Consider the following 19056-nt stretch of genomic DNA (forward strand, 5'->3'; position numbering starts at 1 on the left):
GGATAATTCTAACTTAAATTTGAATTTCCCTAGTTATCTAGGACAGCCCCTAATTATTTACTATATATAACAAAAGCTCATTTTCTGCAAAAAAATTTTTTTAATAAAATTCAAATATTTTGAAAACTTCAATTTCAAAAATTCATTTCTGCTCAAATTAGGTCTTTCCATATTTTATATGGCCTATGTCATCAACAAATGGGCTTACTGATATTGACTCATCCATCGATTAGATTTCAATAAGAAATTTTCATGCAATAACATTAGCAAACCGCTATAATCTGCGCATTTATGTAAAAAAGCACAAATTTTCATGCAACAAATCAAACTAGCAATATCTGGCGCGCAAATCCTGTTTGTCGCATTCGGCGCCATGGTTTTAGTACCGTTGTTAACCGGGCTGAATCCTGCCATGGCTTTATTAGGAGCAGGAATTGGCACACTATTATTTCAAGCATTTACCAAGCGAAAAGTGCCTATTTTTCTTGGTTCCTCTTTTGCATTTATCGCGCCAATTATTTACTCGATGCACGAATGGGGTATGGGCGGCACGATGTTTGGTTTGTTTGCAGCAGGATTTATGTATTTTTTATTTGCAGCGCTGATTAAATGGCGCGGCCTGAATGCAGTTAACCGTTTACTTCCACCGGTCGTCATTGGCCCCGTCATTATGGTTATCGGCTTGTCGGTAGCAGTAGTTGCCAGTCAAATGGCCATGGGCCAAGCAGGAGGAGAACAGAAAATCGATTATGTTCATTCTCTTTTACTCTCTGGCCTCACTTTCGCCATAACCGTGATGGTGGCGATTTTTGGCAACCGCATGATGAAACTGGTGCCGATTTTAATCGGTGTCAGCTGCGGTTATTTGATTGCTTTGGTTTTGGGATGGGTAGACACTTCCAACATTGCAGCTGCGCCATGGTTTGCCGTACCGGTGTTTCATCATCCTGAAATCAATTGGCAGGCTGCTCTCTTTATGCTTCCTGTAGCGATTGCACCTATCATCGAACATATCGGCAGCATAATAGCAATCGGCAAAGTGACCGACGAAAATTACGCTGAAAATCCCGGGTTGCACCGCACACTTGCTGGCGATGGCTTGGGTGTTTGCGTTGCAGGGCTGATTGGCGGCCCGCCGGTAACCACTTACGGTGAAGTAACCGGTGCCGTTATGCTGACCAAAAACGCCAATCCGGTCATTATGACTTGGGCAGCCATATTTGCGATATGCATGGCTTTTTTTGGAAAATTCAATGCGTTACTGGCATCCATTCCGCTTCCGGTAATGGGCGGCGTTATGATCTTGTTATTTGGCTCCATTGCTTCCCTAGGCTTAAAAACCTTAATTGATGCACAAGTGGATTTAATGCGTCCGAAAAATTTGGTTATCATCAGCTCTGTCTTAACCACCGGCGTGGGCGGAATGTTGGTTAAATTTGGCGGCGTCAGCTTTGCCGGGGTTGGTCTTTGCGCTATTTTAGCGATTATCTTAAACATAGTTTTACCGGATAAAAACTCATGACTGGTCGCTGAGAAAAAACGCTGCGGGCAATGCCTGTCTGAAAAGGCAATCAAGGCAACATAATTATATTTCCATTATAATATTGGCTTTTCAAAGCCTGCCATGTTATGTCAAAACGCAAAGCCTATCTGCTCTTAACCGCTTTTTTTACTTTATTATTTATCGCTCTGGTTACTCTGGGCAGCTATCTCTTATCGATTAAGAGCAAACAATACGGTATCGCTGCTTTTTTATTTTCATTTGCTACCGTATTAGGCCAAGTTTGCTGCCTTGCTCTTTTCTTGCGCGAACACTCTCGCTACAAAATGATGCAGGAAATCCAACAAAAACAGCAAAACGCTCAGGAATAACGCCATGTTTGAAAAAATCGTACTCGCCAGCGGTAATGCAGGCAAATTAGAGGAATTCTCTCGCTTATTTAACACCCAAAACATTGAATTGCTGCCTCAATCTGAATTCAACGTACCCGAGTGCCCCGAGCCATATTTCACTTTTATTGAAAATGCCTTGGCCAAAGCACGTCACGCCAGCAAATATTCCGGCCTTCCTGCATTAGCCGACGACTCCGGCATCTGCGCTAATTCTCTTAGCGGCAAGCCTGGAGTTTTATCTGCACGCTTCGCCGGAAGCAATCCAAAATCAGATACAGCCAACAACACCAAACTATCTGAAGAATTGGCTGGGAAAGCTGATCTCAGCTGTTATTACGTATGCGTGTTGGTACTGGTACGCCATGAATACGACCCGCAGCCGATTATTGCAGAAGGCATATGGAAAGGCATATGGCACAACGAAGCTGCAGGGCAATACGGGTTTGGCTACGACCCTCATTTTTATTTACCGGAATATGGGAAAACTGCCGCTGAATTAACCCCTGAAATCAAAAACGCTGTTAGCCATCGGGCTCAAGCCTTACAGGTACTTTTATCTCAAGTCGCTTTGTTAAAGAATGCAGGTTAATTTCCGGTTATGTCTCAAATTCGTTTTACCCGCCCCGGCTGCCTAACCGCATTGCCCCCTTTATCGCTCTATGTCCATATCCCTTGGTGTATTCAAAAATGCCCTTATTGCGATTTCAATTCTCACACCCTCAAGTCTGCTCTCAATGAAGATTACTATATTGATGCCTTGCTAACCGATTTACAAACCGAGCTTCCCTATATATGGGGACGACCGGTAGAAACGATATTTATCGGCGGCGGCACACCCAGCGTTTTTTCTGCCCGATCCATTGACCGTTTGCTTTGTGGCATTCGACAACTGGTCAAGCTGCAACCCCAAGCAGAAATTACCATGGAAGCCAATCCCGGCACGTTTGAACGTGAAAAATTCCAAGGCTTTAAAGATGCTGGAATTACTCGTTTGTCCATCGGCATACAAAGTTTTGATAATGCCTGCCTGAAAGCTCTTGGTCGCATCCATGACGGTAAAGAGGCTCAATTGGCTATCGATACGGCACTGACCATCTTCGAGCGCATTAATCTCGATTTCATGTACGCCCTACCGAATCAAACCGTAGAAATGGCCTTGAATGATATTCAGACAGGCATTGCCAGCGGCGTTGGCCACATCAGCGCCTACCATCTAACTATGGAGCCCAACACCCCATTCGGCCGCACTCCGCCGCAAGGTTTACCGCAAGATGAAACAGCGCTGGATATCGAAGATGCCGTGCACGAAACTCTAAAATCAGCCGGTTTCGAACATTATGAAACCTCCGCCTTTGCCCGTCACGGCCAGCAATGCCGTCACAATTTAAATTACTGGCAATTTGGCGACTATCTCGGCATCGGAGCAGGCGCACACGGTAAAATTTCCTACCCGACGCATATCGAACGAACTACCCGAGCCCGCCATCCGAATCATTATCTCGCGACCATGCAAAATCACCCGCAAGAAGCAATAGAGCGCTATCCTATCACCACTGAAGACTTGGCATTCGAATTTATGATGAATGCTCTAAGGCTCAGCAACGGAGTAGCATCTTCATTACTGGAAGAACGTACCGGCATTACGCCTGCCCAAATTGCCGCTCCCATTCTCCACGCCCGCCAAATCGGCTTGTTAAGCGACAATCCATCTCTGTTTGCCCCTACCGAAAAAGGCAAGCGTTTCCTGAATGATTTATTACAATGTTTTTTATAACTATCTGCCTATGAAAAATCTTATCCCGTATTAACAGATAAAAGCAGGTTACATTCCGATTTGAATACAACCAATTGAATAAAAATAATAAATTTAAAAACATAAATATAAATATTTCATTCGTTATGATGCACAAATGAAACAATCCATCTAAAAACGCTTAACCCACCTGCATTTTTAATAGACAAGTTTCTCAATTAAAGGCAGAATCGCTTGTTAACAGAGGCTAGGTCTGCAAAGCAATTCATATTTAATTTACGCCGACCTTAATTACCCGAGTGTCCTGCCCAATTTAAACATTGCAGTACAAATATTATTATTCAACCATAAATCACCAGCAGTCTATGGTTCAACACAGAAACGGAAGGTTATCATTATGCCCCAGACAAAATTACAAATTACCGGTATGTCTAGCCGGGAAGATGCGAAAAAAATTATGGAAAAAGGCGAAACCATTGACAAAGTTCGCATGGTTAATGCCAATCATGAAACAGGTGTGGTTGTAATTACCCATTTTGAAGGCTTTGATCCCGCCTCGTTCAAATCAGCGATTACAGACCTGGGTTTCAGCGCCTCGTAAATTTTTTCCAAATATAATGCCTGTCTGAAAATTTCAGACAGGCATTATATTCAAGTTCAAACATATTTAACCACGATATAAATTCGCCATCTTACGGGCAGCCGCTACACACTCATCAACATCAGCCACCAATGCAATCCGTACATAGCCTTTACCCGGATTGCCATCCTCCGTATCACGTGCTAAAAAGCGACCGGGCAAAACCTGAATACCCGCCTCAGCAAACAACTTTTTAGCAAACGCTAAATCATCACCATCCGGTACTTTCAACCACAGATAAAACGACGCATCAGGCATCTGAACCTCAAAAACTTCACGCAATATCGGCACAACCTTCTCAAATTTTTCCTGATACAAACGGCGATTTTCCACCACATGCACTTCATCCGACCAAGCAGCAATACTGGCACGTTGCACCGGCACGCTCATCGCGCTTCCATGGTAAGTACGATATAGCAAAAACGCTTTTAACAATGCCGCATCCCCCGCCACAAATCCCGAGCGCAAACCAGGCACATTCGAACGCTTCGACAAACTGGTAAACATAACTATACCTTTATTGCCTCGTCCGGCAGCCCGGGCCGCTTGCAAACACCCAAGAGGCTTCGCATCGTCAAAATAAATTTCAGAATAGCATTCATCCGAGGCAATCACAAAATCATATTGATCTTGCAAAACAAATAATTGGTCCCAGTCTTCCTGCTGCATTACACTGCCGCTAGGATTATTCGGTGAGCAGACAAACACCAGTTTTACACGCTGCCAAGTATCCTTCGGAATCTCATTCCATGCCGGCATAAAATGAGGCGCATAACAATTGGCAAAACAGATTTCACCGTTTCCCAGTAAAGCTGCGCCTTCATAAATCTGATAAAAAGGATTCGGGCTAACCACAACATCTTTACCATCTGCCGCAGGATCAAGCACCACCTGAGTAAACGCAAACAATGCCTCACGGCTTCCCAGCACAGGTAGAATTTCTGTTTCCGCATCCAATTTCAAGCCGTCATACCGCCGCTCCGCCCACCGCGCACATGTCTCGCGCAATTCTGGCAAACCCACGGACAGGGGATAAACCGATAATTCATTTAACGAATTAGTAAGCACATCAGTGATTACCCGAGGTGTTTCGTGCTTAGGTTCGCCAATATGTAGCGGCACTAAGGCAACTCCTTCTGGCGGTTTCACATCTTGCAAAGCCTCACGCAATCGGGCAAACGGGTAAGGCTGGAGATGGTTTAATAAAGGATTCATTAAAACCTACCCTATATACATTTTCTAAAGGCCAAAGTTTAGCACAACCTATAAACACAAGCATGACGAAACCTTAACCATGCTATGATTGCATCATTAACAAACTCAAGGAGAAATCATGCATTACCGGTTCATTCCTTTTTTAATCGGCATGACCTCATTCGCTCACGCCGAAGCACCTCTATGCTCTACCGAAAAAATCGCTGAAATCCTTGCACCCGCATCAACCAAGCAACAAGTTACCATCGATTGCTCAACCACCTTACCTGCAGGCAGTACAATTACGAAAACACTGCTATTCTCCGGCCCCGTAGCATCAGATATTACATTTGACTGCAATAATGCCAAAATTATCAGCCAAAAAAATAACACGGATAATGTTCTAATCAGCTCCATACAACAAAATGGACAATGGCTACGTCCTCAAAATTTAGAACTTCGGCATTGCAATATACAAGGAGCATTACGCATCAACGGAATGAACGATGATGCGTTGCGTATCGCATCCCGCCAAGAGAACGCCACCGCGACTATTCAAGCCGCAGCACCTACTCATATCACACTTGATCAAGTCAATATTAGCGGCAATGGTCGTGTCCCGCTCTACCTACGCCCCGGTACAACCTACATTACCATCAAAAATAGCCTCATCAACGGTCAATCCAAAGGACCAGCCGTCTATTTTGATATGGAAAGTGCAAACAACCTTTTTGAAAACAACATAGTAGAAGTCAAAAACCAACGCGAACAGTTTGCTGTTGACGGTTCCGCTCATAATATCATCCGCAACAACCGTTTCCTTACCCCGAAAAATGGCGGTATTTTTCTTTATCGCAACTGTGGGGAACGCGGCATCATTCGTCAACAAACACCTTCCTCCAATCTCATCAGTGACAATTACTTTGCCAATCGGACAGCTCGCTTCTATCGCCCCATGATTTGGATTGCATCACGTAACGGTGGCCAATCCTACTGTAAAGACGATGCAGGATATCCCTTTGGAAGCAGCTCTGATGATCGTGATTTTCCTGAAAACAACCAAATCATAAATAACCGATTTGATAAATTCTGGGCTTGGTTTACCATCCGACAGAACTGGCAGCCCAATCAAATTTCTAATAACCACCGTAAATAGCACAATGCCTGTCTGAACACATATTCAGACAGGCATTGTGCTATTTCTTAATCTATTGCTTCTAACTAAAACTTTATTTCGAACGTTCCTGGGATTCAGTAATCGGAACAATAGCCGGAATACTTATTTGAGGCTCATCATCATTTTTTACTGATTTATTTTCTACTGCCGCTTTTCTATTATTAGCAACAGACTCGGTTTGTTCTATTTTCACAGGTTCAGATTGAGACGTTTGAGATGAAGGAGAATCTGAAGATTCTTGCACAACAACCGGTTTTTGCTGGGCATTAGTTTTTACGACAGGTTTGGAAACCTGAGTTGCCTCAACAGGCGCCACTTGTTCTTTCGGCGAAATAAATCCTGTAATAAAAAAGATCAATGCCAGTAATACGATTAAGAACAGTCCCAATAACAGCATGGAAAAAACCGCATATTTACCATACAACCATTTTTTCCAGCCTCTGTAACGACCGAGTTCCGACATCAATTGTTGCTCGAGCTCGGCGCGAATCTGTTTGCGTAACTGTTTCTCTTCCTCCTGCTTCTCTCGCAAGAGCTTATATGCAATTTCATGTTTTTTTCGATGCTCAAATGCAACCCGCTCCTGCCACTCAATACGCTTCCGTTGGATTTGCTGCTCTGATAGCTTGTTTAACGGCAACCCACAAGTGGGACAATCTTGAACATCTGGATTTTCCAAAATGCTGTAACAAACTGGGCATTGAGGAACCGGATCGGATAATTCTTCTTCACTCTCGCCACCACTATCCTCTAACTCTAAAGAAAGTCGAATAATGACGTCCAAGCCTAAATAAGTGAAGTAATGTTGTGCATTCTCACGCTCTTCATTAGTGCAATGTTCAGCAATAATAGCCTGACGCTGATCAGCAAGTGCATTGATAATATCATTTGCCTCCTCCTCTGAAAGATTATCTCGGAGGCACTCATTTACACGCTCTGGATCATCGCCAGGAGGATAAGAAACATATACATCGTAGAATTTTTGTTGGTTAATCATTACGTTTCCGTAGCAAGTGCTCTTTAATAAAATAGATATTTTTTAAGTCAAAACATACCAGACAAAATATTCAACTTAAATGGTTTACTAAAACCATGCGCTTTATTTATCTAAATATGGTATTCCAAATAAGATTGTTTGTCCTGCAACTATATATAAAAGGTAGAGAAAGATGGATTGGTGGTATCTGTTTGATTCCGTCCAAGCTATTCAAAATAATGCTAAAATTTTCCAAGAAAAATCATGTAATTAGCAAATATTTCAAATAAAAATAAAATGATATTTTTCAATTAATTATCTTACGAGAAAAGAACTATCCGCCATTTACTATCGATTAAATTAATTTTAACATTATTTGATATCTCACGAAAAAGCAAACCCGCATTAAATTGATAATTAATGCGGGTTTTAAATTAATGTGTTGCAAATTAAACAGAGAATGATGAACCGCAGCCACAAGTGGTTGTCGCATTGGGGTTACGGATAACAAACTGCGAACCTTGCAAACTTTCGGTGTAATCAATCTCGGCTCCGACCAGATATTGATAACTCATCGGATCAACCAAGAAAACCAAGCCGTCTTTCTCAATGGTAAAATCGTCGTCATTGGTAATCTCATCAAACGTAAAACCATATTGAAATCCCGAACAACCTCCGCCGTTAACGAAAACGCGCAGTTTCAAATCGGGATTGTTCTCTTCGGCAATCAAATCGGCCACTTTGGCGCAGCAGCTGTCGGTAAAAATAATCGGTGTTTCTTCTGACATCGCAATATCCTTTTCATGGTGTGCGGTTTGTATTTTCCCGCAAATAAACCTGCTAATCAATATTGAGGAAGATGATCATTTTTTCAAGAATCAAAAACACCTATCCATCATTTTCAAGCTGGTTCAAAATTTTTTAGCAGATAACTCTGTTAAACTGTACGCCCGAACCATTCGACACGGCCGATAATCGCGACATCGTCACTTATGTTCTGCAAATGGATTTCAAATGCCGGATAAGCTTCGTTGGCTGAAATAACGCGCACAATATTTCCGGGCATTAGTTGCAAACGCTTGACCAACAGATTCTCATTGATGCGTAAAACATACAAGCCGTCTCTGGGAACGGTATGATTGTGATTAACTAGAATCGTATCGCCATCATTCAAAACACCCTCCATCGAGTCACCTTTTACCGAAATGACGGATAGCTGCTTCACATCACGAGTAATGTAGTTCTCCAGCCAGTAACGGCGAAAAGCCATTGTAAAACTCGGCGTTTCATTTTCAACAAAACGACCATGCCCCGCCGCCGCTTCAATATCGTAACGCGGTATGAATACAAATTCATCTATATCCACTTTGTTACCTAAAGTGTCTGATATCTCCGCTTCCACACATTGGGTCCGTTCCACAGGAAAAGGCTCTCCTTCTCCTGTTAGCAACCAATCAATATTACATCCTTTAAGTTGTTTTATTTTTTTGAGAATCTCAGCTTTAGGTAAACCGCCCTCGTTCCAAATACGGCTGAACCCGGCAATCGTCATCCCGATGTCTTTAGCAATTTTTGCCTGTTTGGCTTCTTCTTTCCAAAGAAAAATCAAACGTTCTTTAAAACTATTCATCTTTTCTTTACCCAATTAGCTGGAATGCTACTAAATGATTTTATCTATTTTTATTTTACGCCAACATCAAAGAAAAAGTAAGAAATATTTTACCATTTATTCAAATAAATCTTGATAAATAATTTTTTTCTTAGTAATATGATAAAAAAATTAAGATTTTCTTTAATTAGATAAGAAAAATCAAAGAAAGGAATTTCCAATATGAAATCAGCAAAATGGTTATCCGGAAGTATTTGCTTACTGCTTTTAGCGGTTGTACCGGCTATGAATTCCAAAGCGTTTTCACCTACAGATCTGCAAAGCGGTACCGATTGTCATGCCTTATCTCTTATTTCCAACCAAAATTTAAGCTCCGAACAACGAAGACTTGCCCAACAGTGTGATAATGAGGAGGCTGAACAAGCTTGGCATATTCAATATGGTCGCATGCGCAACACTGAAATTTCATCTGCTATTGTTTACGACCCTTCTTGATCTTAATGATATGGGCAACAGCCATAACTAATGCCTGTCTGAAAACATTCAGACAGGCATTATGAGCTCGCGATTTATATTGGATATAGACAAATTCATTAAAACAAAAAATCAGATGGATACTCAATATCAAGGCAAAAGCGGCGGCATGTTCAAACCCATATCTTCTGCAAATCCAAACATAATATTCAGATTCTGCACTGCTTGGCCGGCAGCACCTTTAACCAAATTATCCTGCACACTCATCAAAATCCAAACATCGCTTTCCGGCGCGCGCTGCACACCAATACGGCAAAGGTTCGCACCACGCACGCTACGTGTTTCCGGCGCTACGCCATAGGGCAGCACATCAACAAATCTACTGTCTCGATAAAAATCACTTAACACCTTATGCGGCATAACGCCTTCTTGTAAATGCACATAAATAGTGGCGTGCATACCGCGTATCATCGGCGTCAGATGCGGCACAAATACAAAATTGTCGGCAATCCCGCTTTGCCAACGATCGATAGTTTGTTTGATTTCGGGTAAATGGCGATGGCCTGCGACGCCATAAGCTTTAAAATTATCGCCCGCCTCTCCAAATAACGTACCGACCGAAGCACCCCGCCCTGCACCCGAAACACCTGATTTACAATCCGCAATCAACGGTTTTCCCTCTACGAGCGCACCGGCTTTAAGCAGCGGCAGCAAAGGCAGCGACACACAAGTCGGGTAACAGCCCGGCACAGCAATCAAGCGGGCTTTTTCTATAGCCGAACGATTCATCTCACACAAACCGTAAACCGCTTCTTGCAAAACATCCTTGCTCTCATGCGTATGCTTATACCATTTTTCCCACGCAATCGTGTCTTGCAAGCGAAAATCTGCCGACAAATCGATAACCTTTACACCTTTTTCCAGCAAGGCAGGTGCCTCACGCATTGCCACACCGTGCGGCGTCGCAAAAAACACTGCGTCGCATTGAGCTAAGTCCGTCTGATCAGGCGCTTGGAACACCAAATCATAAACCCCGCGCAAACTCGGAAAATAATCGGCAATATGCACCCCTGCCTCACTGCGGCTGGTAATAGCAACCACTTCCGCGTTTTCATGCAATGCCAACAGACGCAACAATTCAACCCCTGTATAACCTGTTGCGCCCACAATACCGATTTTAATTTTCTTTGATGCCGCCATGCTTTTTCCTTTTGACTTTTAATAATCTCAAATAACCAAACACCAGTCGCAAGCCTTATAAATGCTTGCCTATCAAACCAAATAAACAGCGCATAGTTTACGCTCAATCATGCCTATCTGAAAACAAGCCTCGGCCACTTATCCTGCCATATATCGGCCAAATCCGTTAAAATACTTGTTTTCCATCCGCAGGAAAAATCATGGTTTCCATCCCTCTCCATACTCAGATTGCCATCGTCGGTGCCGGCCCCGTCGGCGCCTTGGCTGCCATAGAGCTTGCCCGCCAAGGCAAACAGGTTTTGCTTATTGAAGCACGCCCCGCCCATATCGCTCTGCGCGACCAACGCACGCTCGCTCTCTCCTTCAACAGCATCCGTTGTTTTAAACAAGCCGGCATAAGCCTGCCTGAAACGCAGATGACGAAAATCAACGCCGTACACATTTCCCAGCCTGCTCATTTCAGACGAACCTTGTTACGCGCGACCGACATGAATATGCCTTATCTGGGCATGACCTGCGATTACGCCGCCTTAATCGGCGCCTGCGAAACCGCCCTAAACCAGCCGAACCTTTCTGTTTTATGGCAAACTAGCTTAACAAACATCAAATCCCTCAATCATTTCGCCGAACTCGAAATCCAACACAACGGCCAAACCCACAGCATTACTGCCGATTGGGTGATTCTGGCCGAAGGCGGCGCATTGGCGGAAAAACTACCCGGCATACGACGCCACAGCCATGATTACCAACAATCCGCGCTGGTTGCCACCCTATCATTCGAGCAAACCAACAACGGCACCGCTTATGAACGTTTTTCCACCGGCGGGCCCATGGCCTTATTACCCTATCGCGATGCCTACCGCTTAGTCTGGACGCGCTCCCCTCAAGAAGCGGAAAAATTGGCAGCCGCCTCTTTCTCAGCGTTTGCCGCAGAATTCGAACAAACTTTCGGCAAGCGTTTAGGGCGTTTAACTTCATACGAAAACGCTGCCGTTTTTCCCCTACAGCTCAAGCAATTAAATAAAGTATACAGCGGCCGCGTTATCTGCATCGGCAATGCCGCCCAAACCATGCATCCCGTTGCGGCTCAGGGGCTCAATCTCGGTGTACGTGACGCAGTGGCGCTAGCCGCTTGTTTCGCCACCCCCCACAGCCTAACCAACAGCCGGCTGGCGCAGCAATATGCCGCATCCCGTCGCCTTGATGCCCATGCCACCGTCGGCTTCACGCACAGCCTCGTTACCGTGTTCGATCAGCCGAATATGCTATTGCAACTGGGGCGCGGTACCGTTATGAACGCACTCGACAGTGTTCCCGCATTGCGTAAAAAATTTACAGAACATTTAATTTTCGGCCTATAAGCCTGTCTGAAAACAATATAGGTATTTCCCAGCATGAAAACCCATCCTTTTTATGATGCCATTATCATCGGAGGCGGTTTGGTCGGCGCCGCCGCTGCTATCGCCCTGAAGCGGCAAGGCAAACAAATCGCCTTGCTGGAGCTTCGCGCGCCTAAAAATGACACCGCCAAACTGCTCAGCGGCTGGGATGCGCGGATTTACGCCATCAGCCCGGCCAACCGACAATTCTTACAATCACTGCAAGCTTGGCCGGACGAAAGCCGCATACAAGCCGTAACCCGGATGGATGTACGCGGTGATAACGGCGGCCGCATCGAATTCAATGCCTCGGATATACGCGCTGAGCGCCTTACCAGCATTGTTGAAAACCGCTGGTTGCTGGCCGCTTTATGGCAACAAATCTTTGCGCTTGATATTCCCGTTATCAGCGAGCCGGCCAACGCACTGGATACCGACATCAACGAAGCCCGTCTGAAGCTGGCCGACGGCACAGTTTTGAAAACCAAGCTCGTTATCGGTGCCGACGGCGCCAACTCTTGGGTGCGTTTTCAGACAGGCATTCAAGTTGCGGAAGCGGCTTACGGCCATCACGGTGTTGTGTCCAATTTTCATACCGAGTCAAGCCATCACGGTACGGCATACCAATGGTTTGATAGCGGCGAAGTATTAGCCTACCTGCCGCTGCCCGACCATAAAATTTCCATTGTTTGGAGCACCGCAGAGCCGGAAAAACTCACTTCGCTTTCGCCCGAAGATTTTGCCGCCGCCGTAACCCGCAAAGGGCAAAACACACTGGGCAAGCTCTCGCCCTTATCGGGCGCATTCGCTTTCAATCTGATTTTGCGCCACCCCGCTTCAACCGTCGCCCAACGCGTATTACTGATGGGCGATGCCGCCCACACCATCCACCCGTTGGCAGGGCAAGGCGTTAACCTCGGCTTCGGCGATGCGATTGAATTTGCCCGTTTGGCCGAACATGCTAAAGATCTCGGCGCACACCAATTACTGAAACAATACGCCCAAAACCGTTTCGAACCGGTACGCAGCATGCAGCTTGGCTGCGACGGCCTGTTCAAACTGTTCGGCGCAAGCACACCCGGCTTACCGCTGTTGCGCAATACCGGTTTGAATCTGGTTAATAGCTCGGGCTGGTTGAAAAACCGCCTTATCCGCCATGCAATGGGCTTGTAGCATGACGCGACAAACCTGTAAGCGAACGCAACCTTAACGGTAGAATCATTCTACCGATTCGCTATAAAATACCTGCCAGACATCTGCGAGGAATATTTATGCAAAGCCAACTCCCTTTTTTCAACGTCGTGCGCGTCAGTGGAGAAGATCGGGCCGCCTTCCTGCACGGCCAATTATCCAACCACGTCGAAGGCCTGTCTGAAAACCAAGCCTGTTACGCCACTTACAACACACCCAAAGGCCGTGTAATTGCCAATATGTTGGTCGTTAACAGAGGCGACGATTTATTATTGCTGATGGCAGCAGATTTAGTAGAAAAAACACTTAAGCGCCTGAGCATGTTCGTATTGCGCGCCAAAGTAACCTTCGAGCCGCTGCCTGATTTCGCAGTGGCCGCTTCATTACCCGACCATACGCCACCTTTACCTGCCGCCGAACCGAATCTCTCGTTTCCAGCACTTCAAGAAAACGGTATTTCGCGCATTCAATTGCCACACGGCGGCGTTATGCTGGTCGGCCAAGCAACCGATTTACCACCGTTTGATGCCGCCGCCGAAAACGCATGGCAATTACATGAGATTGAAAGCGGCTATCCTTGGATCAGCGAAGCAACCACCGAAACCTGCGTTGCGCAAATGCTCAATCAACACACCATAGGCGGCGTGCATTTCAAAAAAGGCTGCTATCCCGGGCAGGAAGTTATTGCACGCGCGCAATACCGAGGGCAAGTCAAACGCGGATTGGCCGTTTTATCGGCCGACACATTGGAAACAGCAGGCATCGGCATCTTGCAAGACGGCACTGACGCCGGGTTAGTCATCAATGCCGCAAACACGACCAACGGCAGTTTGTGTTTGGCCGTTATCAAACACGGTGCAGCAGGGCAACCGCTAACCGATGCCGACGGCAACGCCTTGCAGCAGAAGCAGCTATTCTTCTCAACCGATGCCGGATAAACGGGAGCGCAATATGCTGCAAATCAGAAGGCACTTCCGATCCGCCGCAACCACCCGCCGGATTCTCAACCTCTGGCCGCCGTTGCTGTTCAGCGGCATCCACATTATTGAGCTGTCCAGCGACTTCCGCCGTATCAAAAGCCGCCTGAAAGACTGGTCGGGCACCCGCAATCTGCACGGTGCTCAATTCGGCGGCAGCTTGTTTGCTTTAACCGATGCCGTTTATGCCGTGATGTTCAATGGCTTAATCGGCACAAAATATTTCGTATGGGATAAAGCCGCCCACATTGATTTCATCAAACCCGGACGCGGAGAAGTGTATATCGATTGCACCATTACCGACGAAATGCTGGCCGATGTATACGAACACACCCGCACCGGCGAAAAATACCTGCCCGAATACGAAGTGCGCATTTTCGATAAACACGGCGAAACCATCGCCATTGCCAAGCGTACGCTCTACATCCGCCTCAAACCGGCTTTTCGACCGCAAAAATAAACCATGCCTGTCTGAAAACACAATTCAGACAGGCATGGTTGCTTTGTTGTTTTTCACATTCCCAAAGATAAAATCACAAAGAATTCACCACAGCATCCGCCCCAGCCGCAACTGCTAGCCGATATAAAACCTGCTGAGAAATATCGTTGTGCCACAAACCGGCAATATTTGCCAACACCGGCAAATGGCTTAGATTTTTCACTCGAGCAATGGCATCCACATCCAAGCGATGCACGTGATCCGCAGCAAAGCTAAGCGTACCCGCCTCGCCCAGAATAATCTGCCGATTGCCTTTAAGCGCTACCCGCTCCGCCGCCACCAACCATTCGTTATACGAATGATGTTTGTCTTTGCACAATACCAAAGGCGTGTTCAACCTGCCCACTTCGTCTTGCAGCATCCGGTTGGCCATCAATTCGCCACCCAAATACAAAATATCCGCCTCATGCGCCAGTGCCGGAGCAATTTGCCTCACATCGCGAATGCGCACCAACACCGGCAAGTCCGAAGCATGGCTATGTTGCAAAGCATCGCGCATCTGCGCAATTTGCTCTTTTTCATTGCTGCGTGCCGTATCTGCATAAGGCGTATCCGGCACCGAAAACGGGTCGAGAAACACCGCATCGGCCTGCCCGCTACGCTGTAAATCCGTAGTCACATCCAATACCGAACCACCGCCAAACGCCACCCCGCGCACAGCAATCACACTATCTTCCGCCTGTGTTTCGCGGCTAATGATGCGCCAATCATTCAACACACGAATAGCACGCTCCACCTGTGGCAAACGCTCCAACTCATTCGGCTTGAACACCCGCTCATCGCCCACAGCGCCGATGATCGTTCGCTCCTCACCTTCGGATACATGCTCGGTCAGCCCGCGCGAGCGGATAAATGCCACCACTTCCGCCACCGCCTGTGGCGAAGCATATTTCTGCATCACAATAATCATAAAATCCTCTTAACCAACCGATTTCTGCTCCATGTTATATCAATTCCGCAAAATAATCTAACCGCACAATAATACGCAAAACTGACCACAAAATCAGCCATTAGCATTTTTTTAAACAGGTCGCCGCCTTTCAGACAGGCATTTGGTTTATACTTAGCGCCCCATCATAATTGCTTCTCTCTAATGATTTCCCGCCTACAATCAGGCAGATTCTGGCTAAAGCTGTTTGCTTTCAGCATCATGGTCGTTTCCATTATTGCGGCAGGTCTCTATATCGCGCTCAACCAAGTGATATTCAGACCCGATCGACTGCACGAAATCGGTAAAGCCGCCCTAGCCGGAACAGGCCGCACCCTGCATTTTGACAACGACATCTCCCGCACATGGCTGCCTCGCCCCACCGTTACCCTGCGCAACGTTACCCTTACCGGTCCCAACAACTCAGCCGGCGTTCATCTCGGCGACATGCGCATTGGCCTTGCATGGTCATCGCTGTTTGGCGAACCGGTTATCGAAAAATGGGTGCTGAATTCACCGGACATCACACTGGCTCAAAATGCTCAAGGCGTCTGGAATCTGCAAGACCTCTGGCAAAAACACAACCACCCGCTGCGCATCAACCGCTTGATTATCGAAAACGCCAAAATCCGCCTCGATACACCTGCACAACACACACTTTCACACTTCAACCTCAAACTGAGCCGCGAAAGCGACCGCAACCTGCGCTTCCAAATTAACGGCCGCACAGAACACCCTACCCTAAACGATTTAAACTGGAAAAGCAGCGGCAACATCACCACCACCGATTCCGGCTGGCAGCTCCCCGATTTCCGCCTGAACGCCACCGCCAACTACCGCAACCAGCCGATCAACCTGGCAAGCACAGGTAGCGCACAATGGCAGATCGACACCCTTAAATTAAGCAAAATCACCGCCAGCCTGGCTACTCCGCTTTACCAAACCAATTTGAACGCCACCATTCCCACCGCAGAATGGAAAAACGGCCACCTTGATATCGAAAGCATAAACAGCGTTTTGAACGGCCGCCAAAACGACAACGAATGGAACGGCACCCTCAATATCCAAAAAATCAATATCGAAGCCCAGCGCGCCAGCTTTAATCAAGTCGCACTCAATGCCGGCAGCAAAATCAGTGGCAAAACCGGCACACTAAGCATAAGCAGCCCTGTTTACTGGCAACACACCCACGGCTGGCTGCTACCCAACCTGAAAATCACCTCCCGCCAAGACCAAACGCTAGCCGAAGGGGGAGCACGCTTTATCAGCAATCTTAGCGGCAGCTTCGAATACAATACCACAAACAACTGGCAGCTCTATCTAACCGGCCTATTCGACCGCCAGCAAGCCACCATGAAAATGGCTTATGATAACGAACAACGGCTTATCAATGCCGACGCCACGCTTAACAAACTGGTTTTCACACCCTATCTGAAAGATTTCAAAAAGCAACACCGCCCAAGCTATCCTGCCGCCCTGTCTGATATCGACGGCATACAAATCGATGCGCAACTGAATCTTAACAACCTTCAACTGCCCAATCTGGAAATCAACCACATCCGCAGCCGCCTCAAAGCCGATCGCAACCGCATCAGCCTGAGCGATTTCAGTGCCGAATTATACGGCGGCACCAGCGTCGGCAGCCTCGACATCGAAAACCAAGAAACGCCGGTCTACCACTTACAACAACAAGCCAAAGGCATCCAAATCCTGCCTCTGATGCGCGATTTATTGCGCTACGAAAATCTCGCCGGCGCCGGAGATGTCGCTTTCGATTTCACCACCAAAGGCCTTTGTCGAAAAGAATTGACTCAAAATCTTAACGGCACGCTCAACCTTAAGCTGCAAAAAGGCACTTTACTCGGCATTAACATCAACCATATCCTCAAACAAAACGTCGATCCGGCTCAGGCCGATATCCCGAACACGCCATTCAACCGCTTTACCCTTAACAGCCTGATTCAAAACGGCATCGGCCACCACCAAAACGCCGAGCTGATTACCGACAGATTGTATATCCTCAGCAGCGGCGGCGTTGATTTAAACAAACTCACCGTGAATGAAAACATGCTTATCACAACCAATAATAACGATGCAGCAGCGCATATCCCGCTCAACATCAGCGGCCCGGTCGAAAGCCCATCCGTAACCCTGAATTACACCGGTCTCACCCACGGCCTCAGCACCCCCGAGGAAAAACAAAAAGCCTTGACCAACACCCTAAAAGAACAATGGAACATGCTTAACAAACCTTAGCCAGCAATAATGCCTGCCTGAAAATCTTCAGACAGGCATTATTAATACGCTCAACCAAGCTAAGAAATGCTTCTTCCCCTAGATTGCGAATGGTATTCGGCCAGCGCCATTTCACGTTGCTGCGCTCTCTGCGCCAATTCCTGCTCTGCCTGCTTCGACTGAACCACACTTTCTTCAATAGGCGTTGCAGCCGCTTGGGCAGAATCTAAAGAAGCATAGCTCAAAACACCTTGTGGCGATTTATGCCCCACGGAAAGTAAACCATCTTCCCTGATATGGAGCGCTTGCACATAAGGAACGCGTTCCCGATAAGCAGCAACACCGATTGCCGCGGCCGTCTTATCTGCATCAGTTTCGTTATAAGCGATACCATGCTCTTTATAGAAATCAACCAAATGCGTCTTACATTCTTCGCAAAGTTGTCGTGCCTTTTCCGGCATGTCAGAAAGACCCAATGCAGGGGCGGTTTGCGCGTATTGCGGCTGGTTCTGTTGCTCAAGCGGGTTGAGGTCTAATCGGCGATTTTCAGAAATGGTTTTGTCGATTCTTTTAAAAATATACTCGAATTTTTCAGGCGATTGTCGTACCAGCTCCTGCACATCACGGCGAAACTCTTCAAACATGGCAGCATGTTGCTGAGCCAGTTGGCGGGCATTCGAATGGGGCGACAAAACAGACATACCGTTTTCATCGGTAAAATTGGCGATAACATGAGAGGCAGCAACGCCGAATAAAGGGCCTCTTTTGGCTTCAACCATAGGCGCATTCAAGCAGAGGTAAGGGGAACCGCCCAAGTCCACCATCGGCACGGGTGTGGGGTAGAAAAAATTATCCGAATCCAAAAATAATTTAGGAGCTGTCCTAGATAACTAGTACAAATCATGCTTTACTAATTGTTTTAAAATAGAAA

19 protein-coding genes are annotated in these 19056 nt (G+C 46.5%); 12 read left to right on the forward strand and 7 right to left on the reverse strand.

The window, feature by feature from the left end; genetic code table 11:
• The first annotated feature begins 313 nt into the window (after nucleotides 1–313).
• From Q4A84_RS10645 to Q4A84_RS10665, 5 genes are all read left to right on the forward strand, one after another.
• Nucleotides 314–1522: a uracil-xanthine permease family protein gene (locus tag Q4A84_RS10645; protein WP_303088912.1), complete on the forward strand. Its 1209-nt coding sequence runs from the start codon at nucleotides 314–316 to the stop codon at nucleotides 1520–1522.
• Between the two features lie 107 nt (nucleotides 1523–1629).
• Nucleotides 1630–1872: an NGO_0222 family membrane protein gene (locus Q4A84_RS10650; protein ID WP_303088913.1), complete on the forward strand. Its 243-nt coding sequence runs from the start codon at nucleotides 1630–1632 to the stop codon at nucleotides 1870–1872.
• Between the two features lie 4 nt (nucleotides 1873–1876).
• Nucleotides 1877–2482 carry an RdgB/HAM1 family non-canonical purine NTP pyrophosphatase gene (rdgB, locus tag Q4A84_RS10655; RefSeq protein ID WP_303088914.1) on the forward strand — a complete coding sequence of 202 codons (606 nt, stop codon included), beginning with the start codon at nucleotides 1877–1879 and terminating at the stop codon, nucleotides 2480–2482.
• Between the two features lie 9 nt (nucleotides 2483–2491).
• Entirely contained in the window at nucleotides 2492–3667 is a 1176-nt protein-coding gene (hemW, locus tag Q4A84_RS10660; protein ID WP_303088915.1) for a radical SAM family heme chaperone HemW, read from the forward strand.
• A 376-nt stretch (nucleotides 3668–4043) separates the two neighbouring features.
• Nucleotides 4044–4247: a heavy-metal-associated domain-containing protein gene (locus tag Q4A84_RS10665; protein ID WP_303088916.1), complete on the forward strand. Its 204-nt coding sequence runs from the start codon at nucleotides 4044–4046 to the stop codon at nucleotides 4245–4247.
• Nucleotides 4248–4313: 66 nt separating this feature from the next.
• Here Q4A84_RS10665 and dapC read toward each other — a convergent pair whose 3' ends face one another.
• Nucleotides 4314–5501 (reverse strand): succinyldiaminopimelate transaminase, encoded by a 1188-nt coding sequence (gene dapC / locus Q4A84_RS10670; RefSeq protein WP_303088917.1) that lies wholly within the window; start codon nucleotides 5499–5501, stop codon nucleotides 4314–4316.
• 118 nt (nucleotides 5502–5619) lie between these two features.
• Between dapC and Q4A84_RS10675 the strand changes: the two genes are divergently transcribed.
• A complete protein-coding gene (locus Q4A84_RS10675) occupies nucleotides 5620–6636 on the forward strand; it encodes a NosD domain-containing protein (RefSeq protein WP_303088918.1) in 1017 nt (338 codons plus the stop codon).
• 73 nt (nucleotides 6637–6709) lie between these two features.
• Here Q4A84_RS10675 and Q4A84_RS10680 read toward each other — a convergent pair whose 3' ends face one another.
• The 3 genes from Q4A84_RS10680 to Q4A84_RS10690 all read right to left on the reverse strand — a co-directional run bounded on the left by Q4A84_RS10680 (nucleotide 6710) and on the right by Q4A84_RS10690 (nucleotide 9263).
• Nucleotides 6710–7654, reverse strand: a complete 945-nt coding sequence (locus Q4A84_RS10680; RefSeq protein WP_303088919.1) for a hypothetical protein — start codon at nucleotides 7652–7654, stop codon at nucleotides 6710–6712.
• Between the two features lie 428 nt (nucleotides 7655–8082).
• On the reverse strand, nucleotides 8083–8421 hold the full coding sequence (gene erpA / locus Q4A84_RS10685; protein ID WP_303088920.1) for an iron-sulfur cluster insertion protein ErpA: 339 nt from the start codon (nucleotides 8419–8421) through the stop codon (nucleotides 8083–8085).
• A 149-nt stretch (nucleotides 8422–8570) separates the two neighbouring features.
• On the reverse strand, nucleotides 8571–9263 hold the full coding sequence (locus Q4A84_RS10690) for a helix-turn-helix transcriptional regulator (RefSeq protein WP_303088930.1): 693 nt from the start codon (nucleotides 9261–9263) through the stop codon (nucleotides 8571–8573).
• Nucleotides 9264–9464: 201 nt separating this feature from the next.
• Here Q4A84_RS10690 and Q4A84_RS10695 point away from each other — a divergent pair, with 201 nt between their 5' ends.
• Complete coding sequence (locus tag Q4A84_RS10695; RefSeq protein WP_303088921.1) at nucleotides 9465–9737, forward strand: hypothetical protein; 273 nt, start codon at nucleotides 9465–9467, stop codon at nucleotides 9735–9737.
• Nucleotides 9738–9866: 129 nt separating this feature from the next.
• On the opposite strand, the gene argC is transcribed toward Q4A84_RS10695, so the two are convergent.
• Nucleotides 9867–10916, reverse strand: coding sequence for an N-acetyl-gamma-glutamyl-phosphate reductase (gene argC, locus Q4A84_RS10700; protein ID WP_303088922.1), 1050 nt, complete (start codon nucleotides 10914–10916; stop codon nucleotides 9867–9869).
• Between the two features lie 200 nt (nucleotides 10917–11116).
• Here argC and Q4A84_RS10705 point away from each other — a divergent pair, with 200 nt between their 5' ends.
• From Q4A84_RS10705 to Q4A84_RS10720, 4 genes are all read left to right on the forward strand, one after another.
• Nucleotides 11117–12277: an FAD-dependent monooxygenase gene (locus tag Q4A84_RS10705; protein WP_303088923.1), complete on the forward strand. Its 1161-nt coding sequence runs from the start codon at nucleotides 11117–11119 to the stop codon at nucleotides 12275–12277.
• 33 nt (nucleotides 12278–12310) lie between these two features.
• Entirely contained in the window at nucleotides 12311–13468 is a 1158-nt protein-coding gene (locus tag Q4A84_RS10710) for an FAD-dependent monooxygenase (RefSeq protein ID WP_303088924.1), read from the forward strand.
• Between the two features lie 98 nt (nucleotides 13469–13566).
• Nucleotides 13567–14424 (forward strand): folate-binding protein YgfZ, encoded by an 858-nt coding sequence (locus tag Q4A84_RS10715; protein ID WP_303088925.1) that lies wholly within the window; start codon nucleotides 13567–13569, stop codon nucleotides 14422–14424.
• A gap of 13 nt (nucleotides 14425–14437) precedes the next feature.
• On the forward strand, nucleotides 14438–14923 hold the full coding sequence (locus Q4A84_RS10720; RefSeq protein ID WP_303088926.1) for a DUF4442 domain-containing protein: 486 nt from the start codon (nucleotides 14438–14440) through the stop codon (nucleotides 14921–14923).
• Nucleotides 14924–14996: 73 nt separating this feature from the next.
• Here the strand turns inward: Q4A84_RS10720 and Q4A84_RS10725 are convergent, their stop codons facing one another.
• Nucleotides 14997–15872 (reverse strand): chorismate mutase, encoded by an 876-nt coding sequence (locus tag Q4A84_RS10725; RefSeq protein ID WP_303088927.1) that lies wholly within the window; start codon nucleotides 15870–15872, stop codon nucleotides 14997–14999.
• A 240-nt stretch (nucleotides 15873–16112) separates the two neighbouring features.
• On the opposite strand from Q4A84_RS10725, the gene Q4A84_RS10730 reads away from it, so the two are divergent.
• A complete protein-coding gene (locus tag Q4A84_RS10730; protein ID WP_303088928.1) occupies nucleotides 16113–18146 on the forward strand; it encodes an AsmA family protein in 2034 nt (677 codons plus the stop codon).
• A gap of 59 nt (nucleotides 18147–18205) precedes the next feature.
• On the opposite strand, the gene Q4A84_RS10735 is transcribed toward Q4A84_RS10730, so the two are convergent.
• Entirely contained in the window at nucleotides 18206–18988 is a 783-nt protein-coding gene (locus Q4A84_RS10735; protein ID WP_303088929.1) for a hypothetical protein, read from the reverse strand.
• Nucleotides 18989–19056 lie beyond the last annotated feature (68 nt).

The sequence above is a fragment of the Neisseria sp. genome, assembly GCF_030527965.1.
GTDB lineage: Bacteria > Pseudomonadota > Gammaproteobacteria > Burkholderiales > Neisseriaceae > Neisseria.

Bases quoted from the DNA above. Each gene is read 5' to 3' on its own strand.
- Q4A84_RS10690 (WP_303088930.1), bottom strand. From the start codon at position 9,263: ATGAATAGTTTTAAAGAACGTTTGATTTTTCTTTGGAAAGAAGAAGCC.
- argC (WP_303088922.1), bottom strand. From the start codon at position 10,916: ATGGCGGCATCAAAGAAAATTAAAATCGGTATTGTGGGCGCAACAGGT.
- Q4A84_RS10725 (WP_303088927.1), bottom strand. From the start codon at position 15,872: ATGATTATTGTGATGCAGAAATATGCTTCGCCACAGGCGGTGGCGGAA.
- hemW (WP_303088915.1), top strand. From the start codon at position 2,492: ATGTCTCAAATTCGTTTTACCCGCCCCGGCTGCCTAACCGCATTGCCC.
- Q4A84_RS10650 (WP_303088913.1), top strand. From the start codon at position 1,630: ATGTCAAAACGCAAAGCCTATCTGCTCTTAACCGCTTTTTTTACTTTA.
- Q4A84_RS10675 (WP_303088918.1), top strand. From the start codon at position 5,620: ATGCATTACCGGTTCATTCCTTTTTTAATCGGCATGACCTCATTCGCT.
- Q4A84_RS10680 (WP_303088919.1), bottom strand. From the start codon at position 7,654: ATGATTAACCAACAAAAATTCTACGATGTATATGTTTCTTATCCTCCT.
- Q4A84_RS10695 (WP_303088921.1), top strand. From the start codon at position 9,465: ATGAAATCAGCAAAATGGTTATCCGGAAGTATTTGCTTACTGCTTTTA.
- Q4A84_RS10705 (WP_303088923.1), top strand. From the start codon at position 11,117: ATGGTTTCCATCCCTCTCCATACTCAGATTGCCATCGTCGGTGCCGGC.
- Q4A84_RS10710 (WP_303088924.1), top strand. From the start codon at position 12,311: ATGAAAACCCATCCTTTTTATGATGCCATTATCATCGGAGGCGGTTTG.
- Q4A84_RS10730 (WP_303088928.1), top strand. From the start codon at position 16,113: ATGGTCGTTTCCATTATTGCGGCAGGTCTCTATATCGCGCTCAACCAA.
- dapC (WP_303088917.1), bottom strand. From the start codon at position 5,501: ATGAATCCTTTATTAAACCATCTCCAGCCTTACCCGTTTGCCCGATTG.
- Q4A84_RS10715 (WP_303088925.1), top strand. From the start codon at position 13,567: ATGCAAAGCCAACTCCCTTTTTTCAACGTCGTGCGCGTCAGTGGAGAA.
- Q4A84_RS10720 (WP_303088926.1), top strand. From the start codon at position 14,438: ATGCTGCAAATCAGAAGGCACTTCCGATCCGCCGCAACCACCCGCCGG.
- Q4A84_RS10645 (WP_303088912.1), top strand. From the start codon at position 314: ATGCAACAAATCAAACTAGCAATATCTGGCGCGCAAATCCTGTTTGTC.
- Q4A84_RS10665 (WP_303088916.1), top strand. From the start codon at position 4,044: ATGCCCCAGACAAAATTACAAATTACCGGTATGTCTAGCCGGGAAGAT.
- erpA (WP_303088920.1), bottom strand. From the start codon at position 8,421: ATGTCAGAAGAAACACCGATTATTTTTACCGACAGCTGCTGCGCCAAA.
- rdgB (WP_303088914.1), top strand. From the start codon at position 1,877: ATGTTTGAAAAAATCGTACTCGCCAGCGGTAATGCAGGCAAATTAGAG.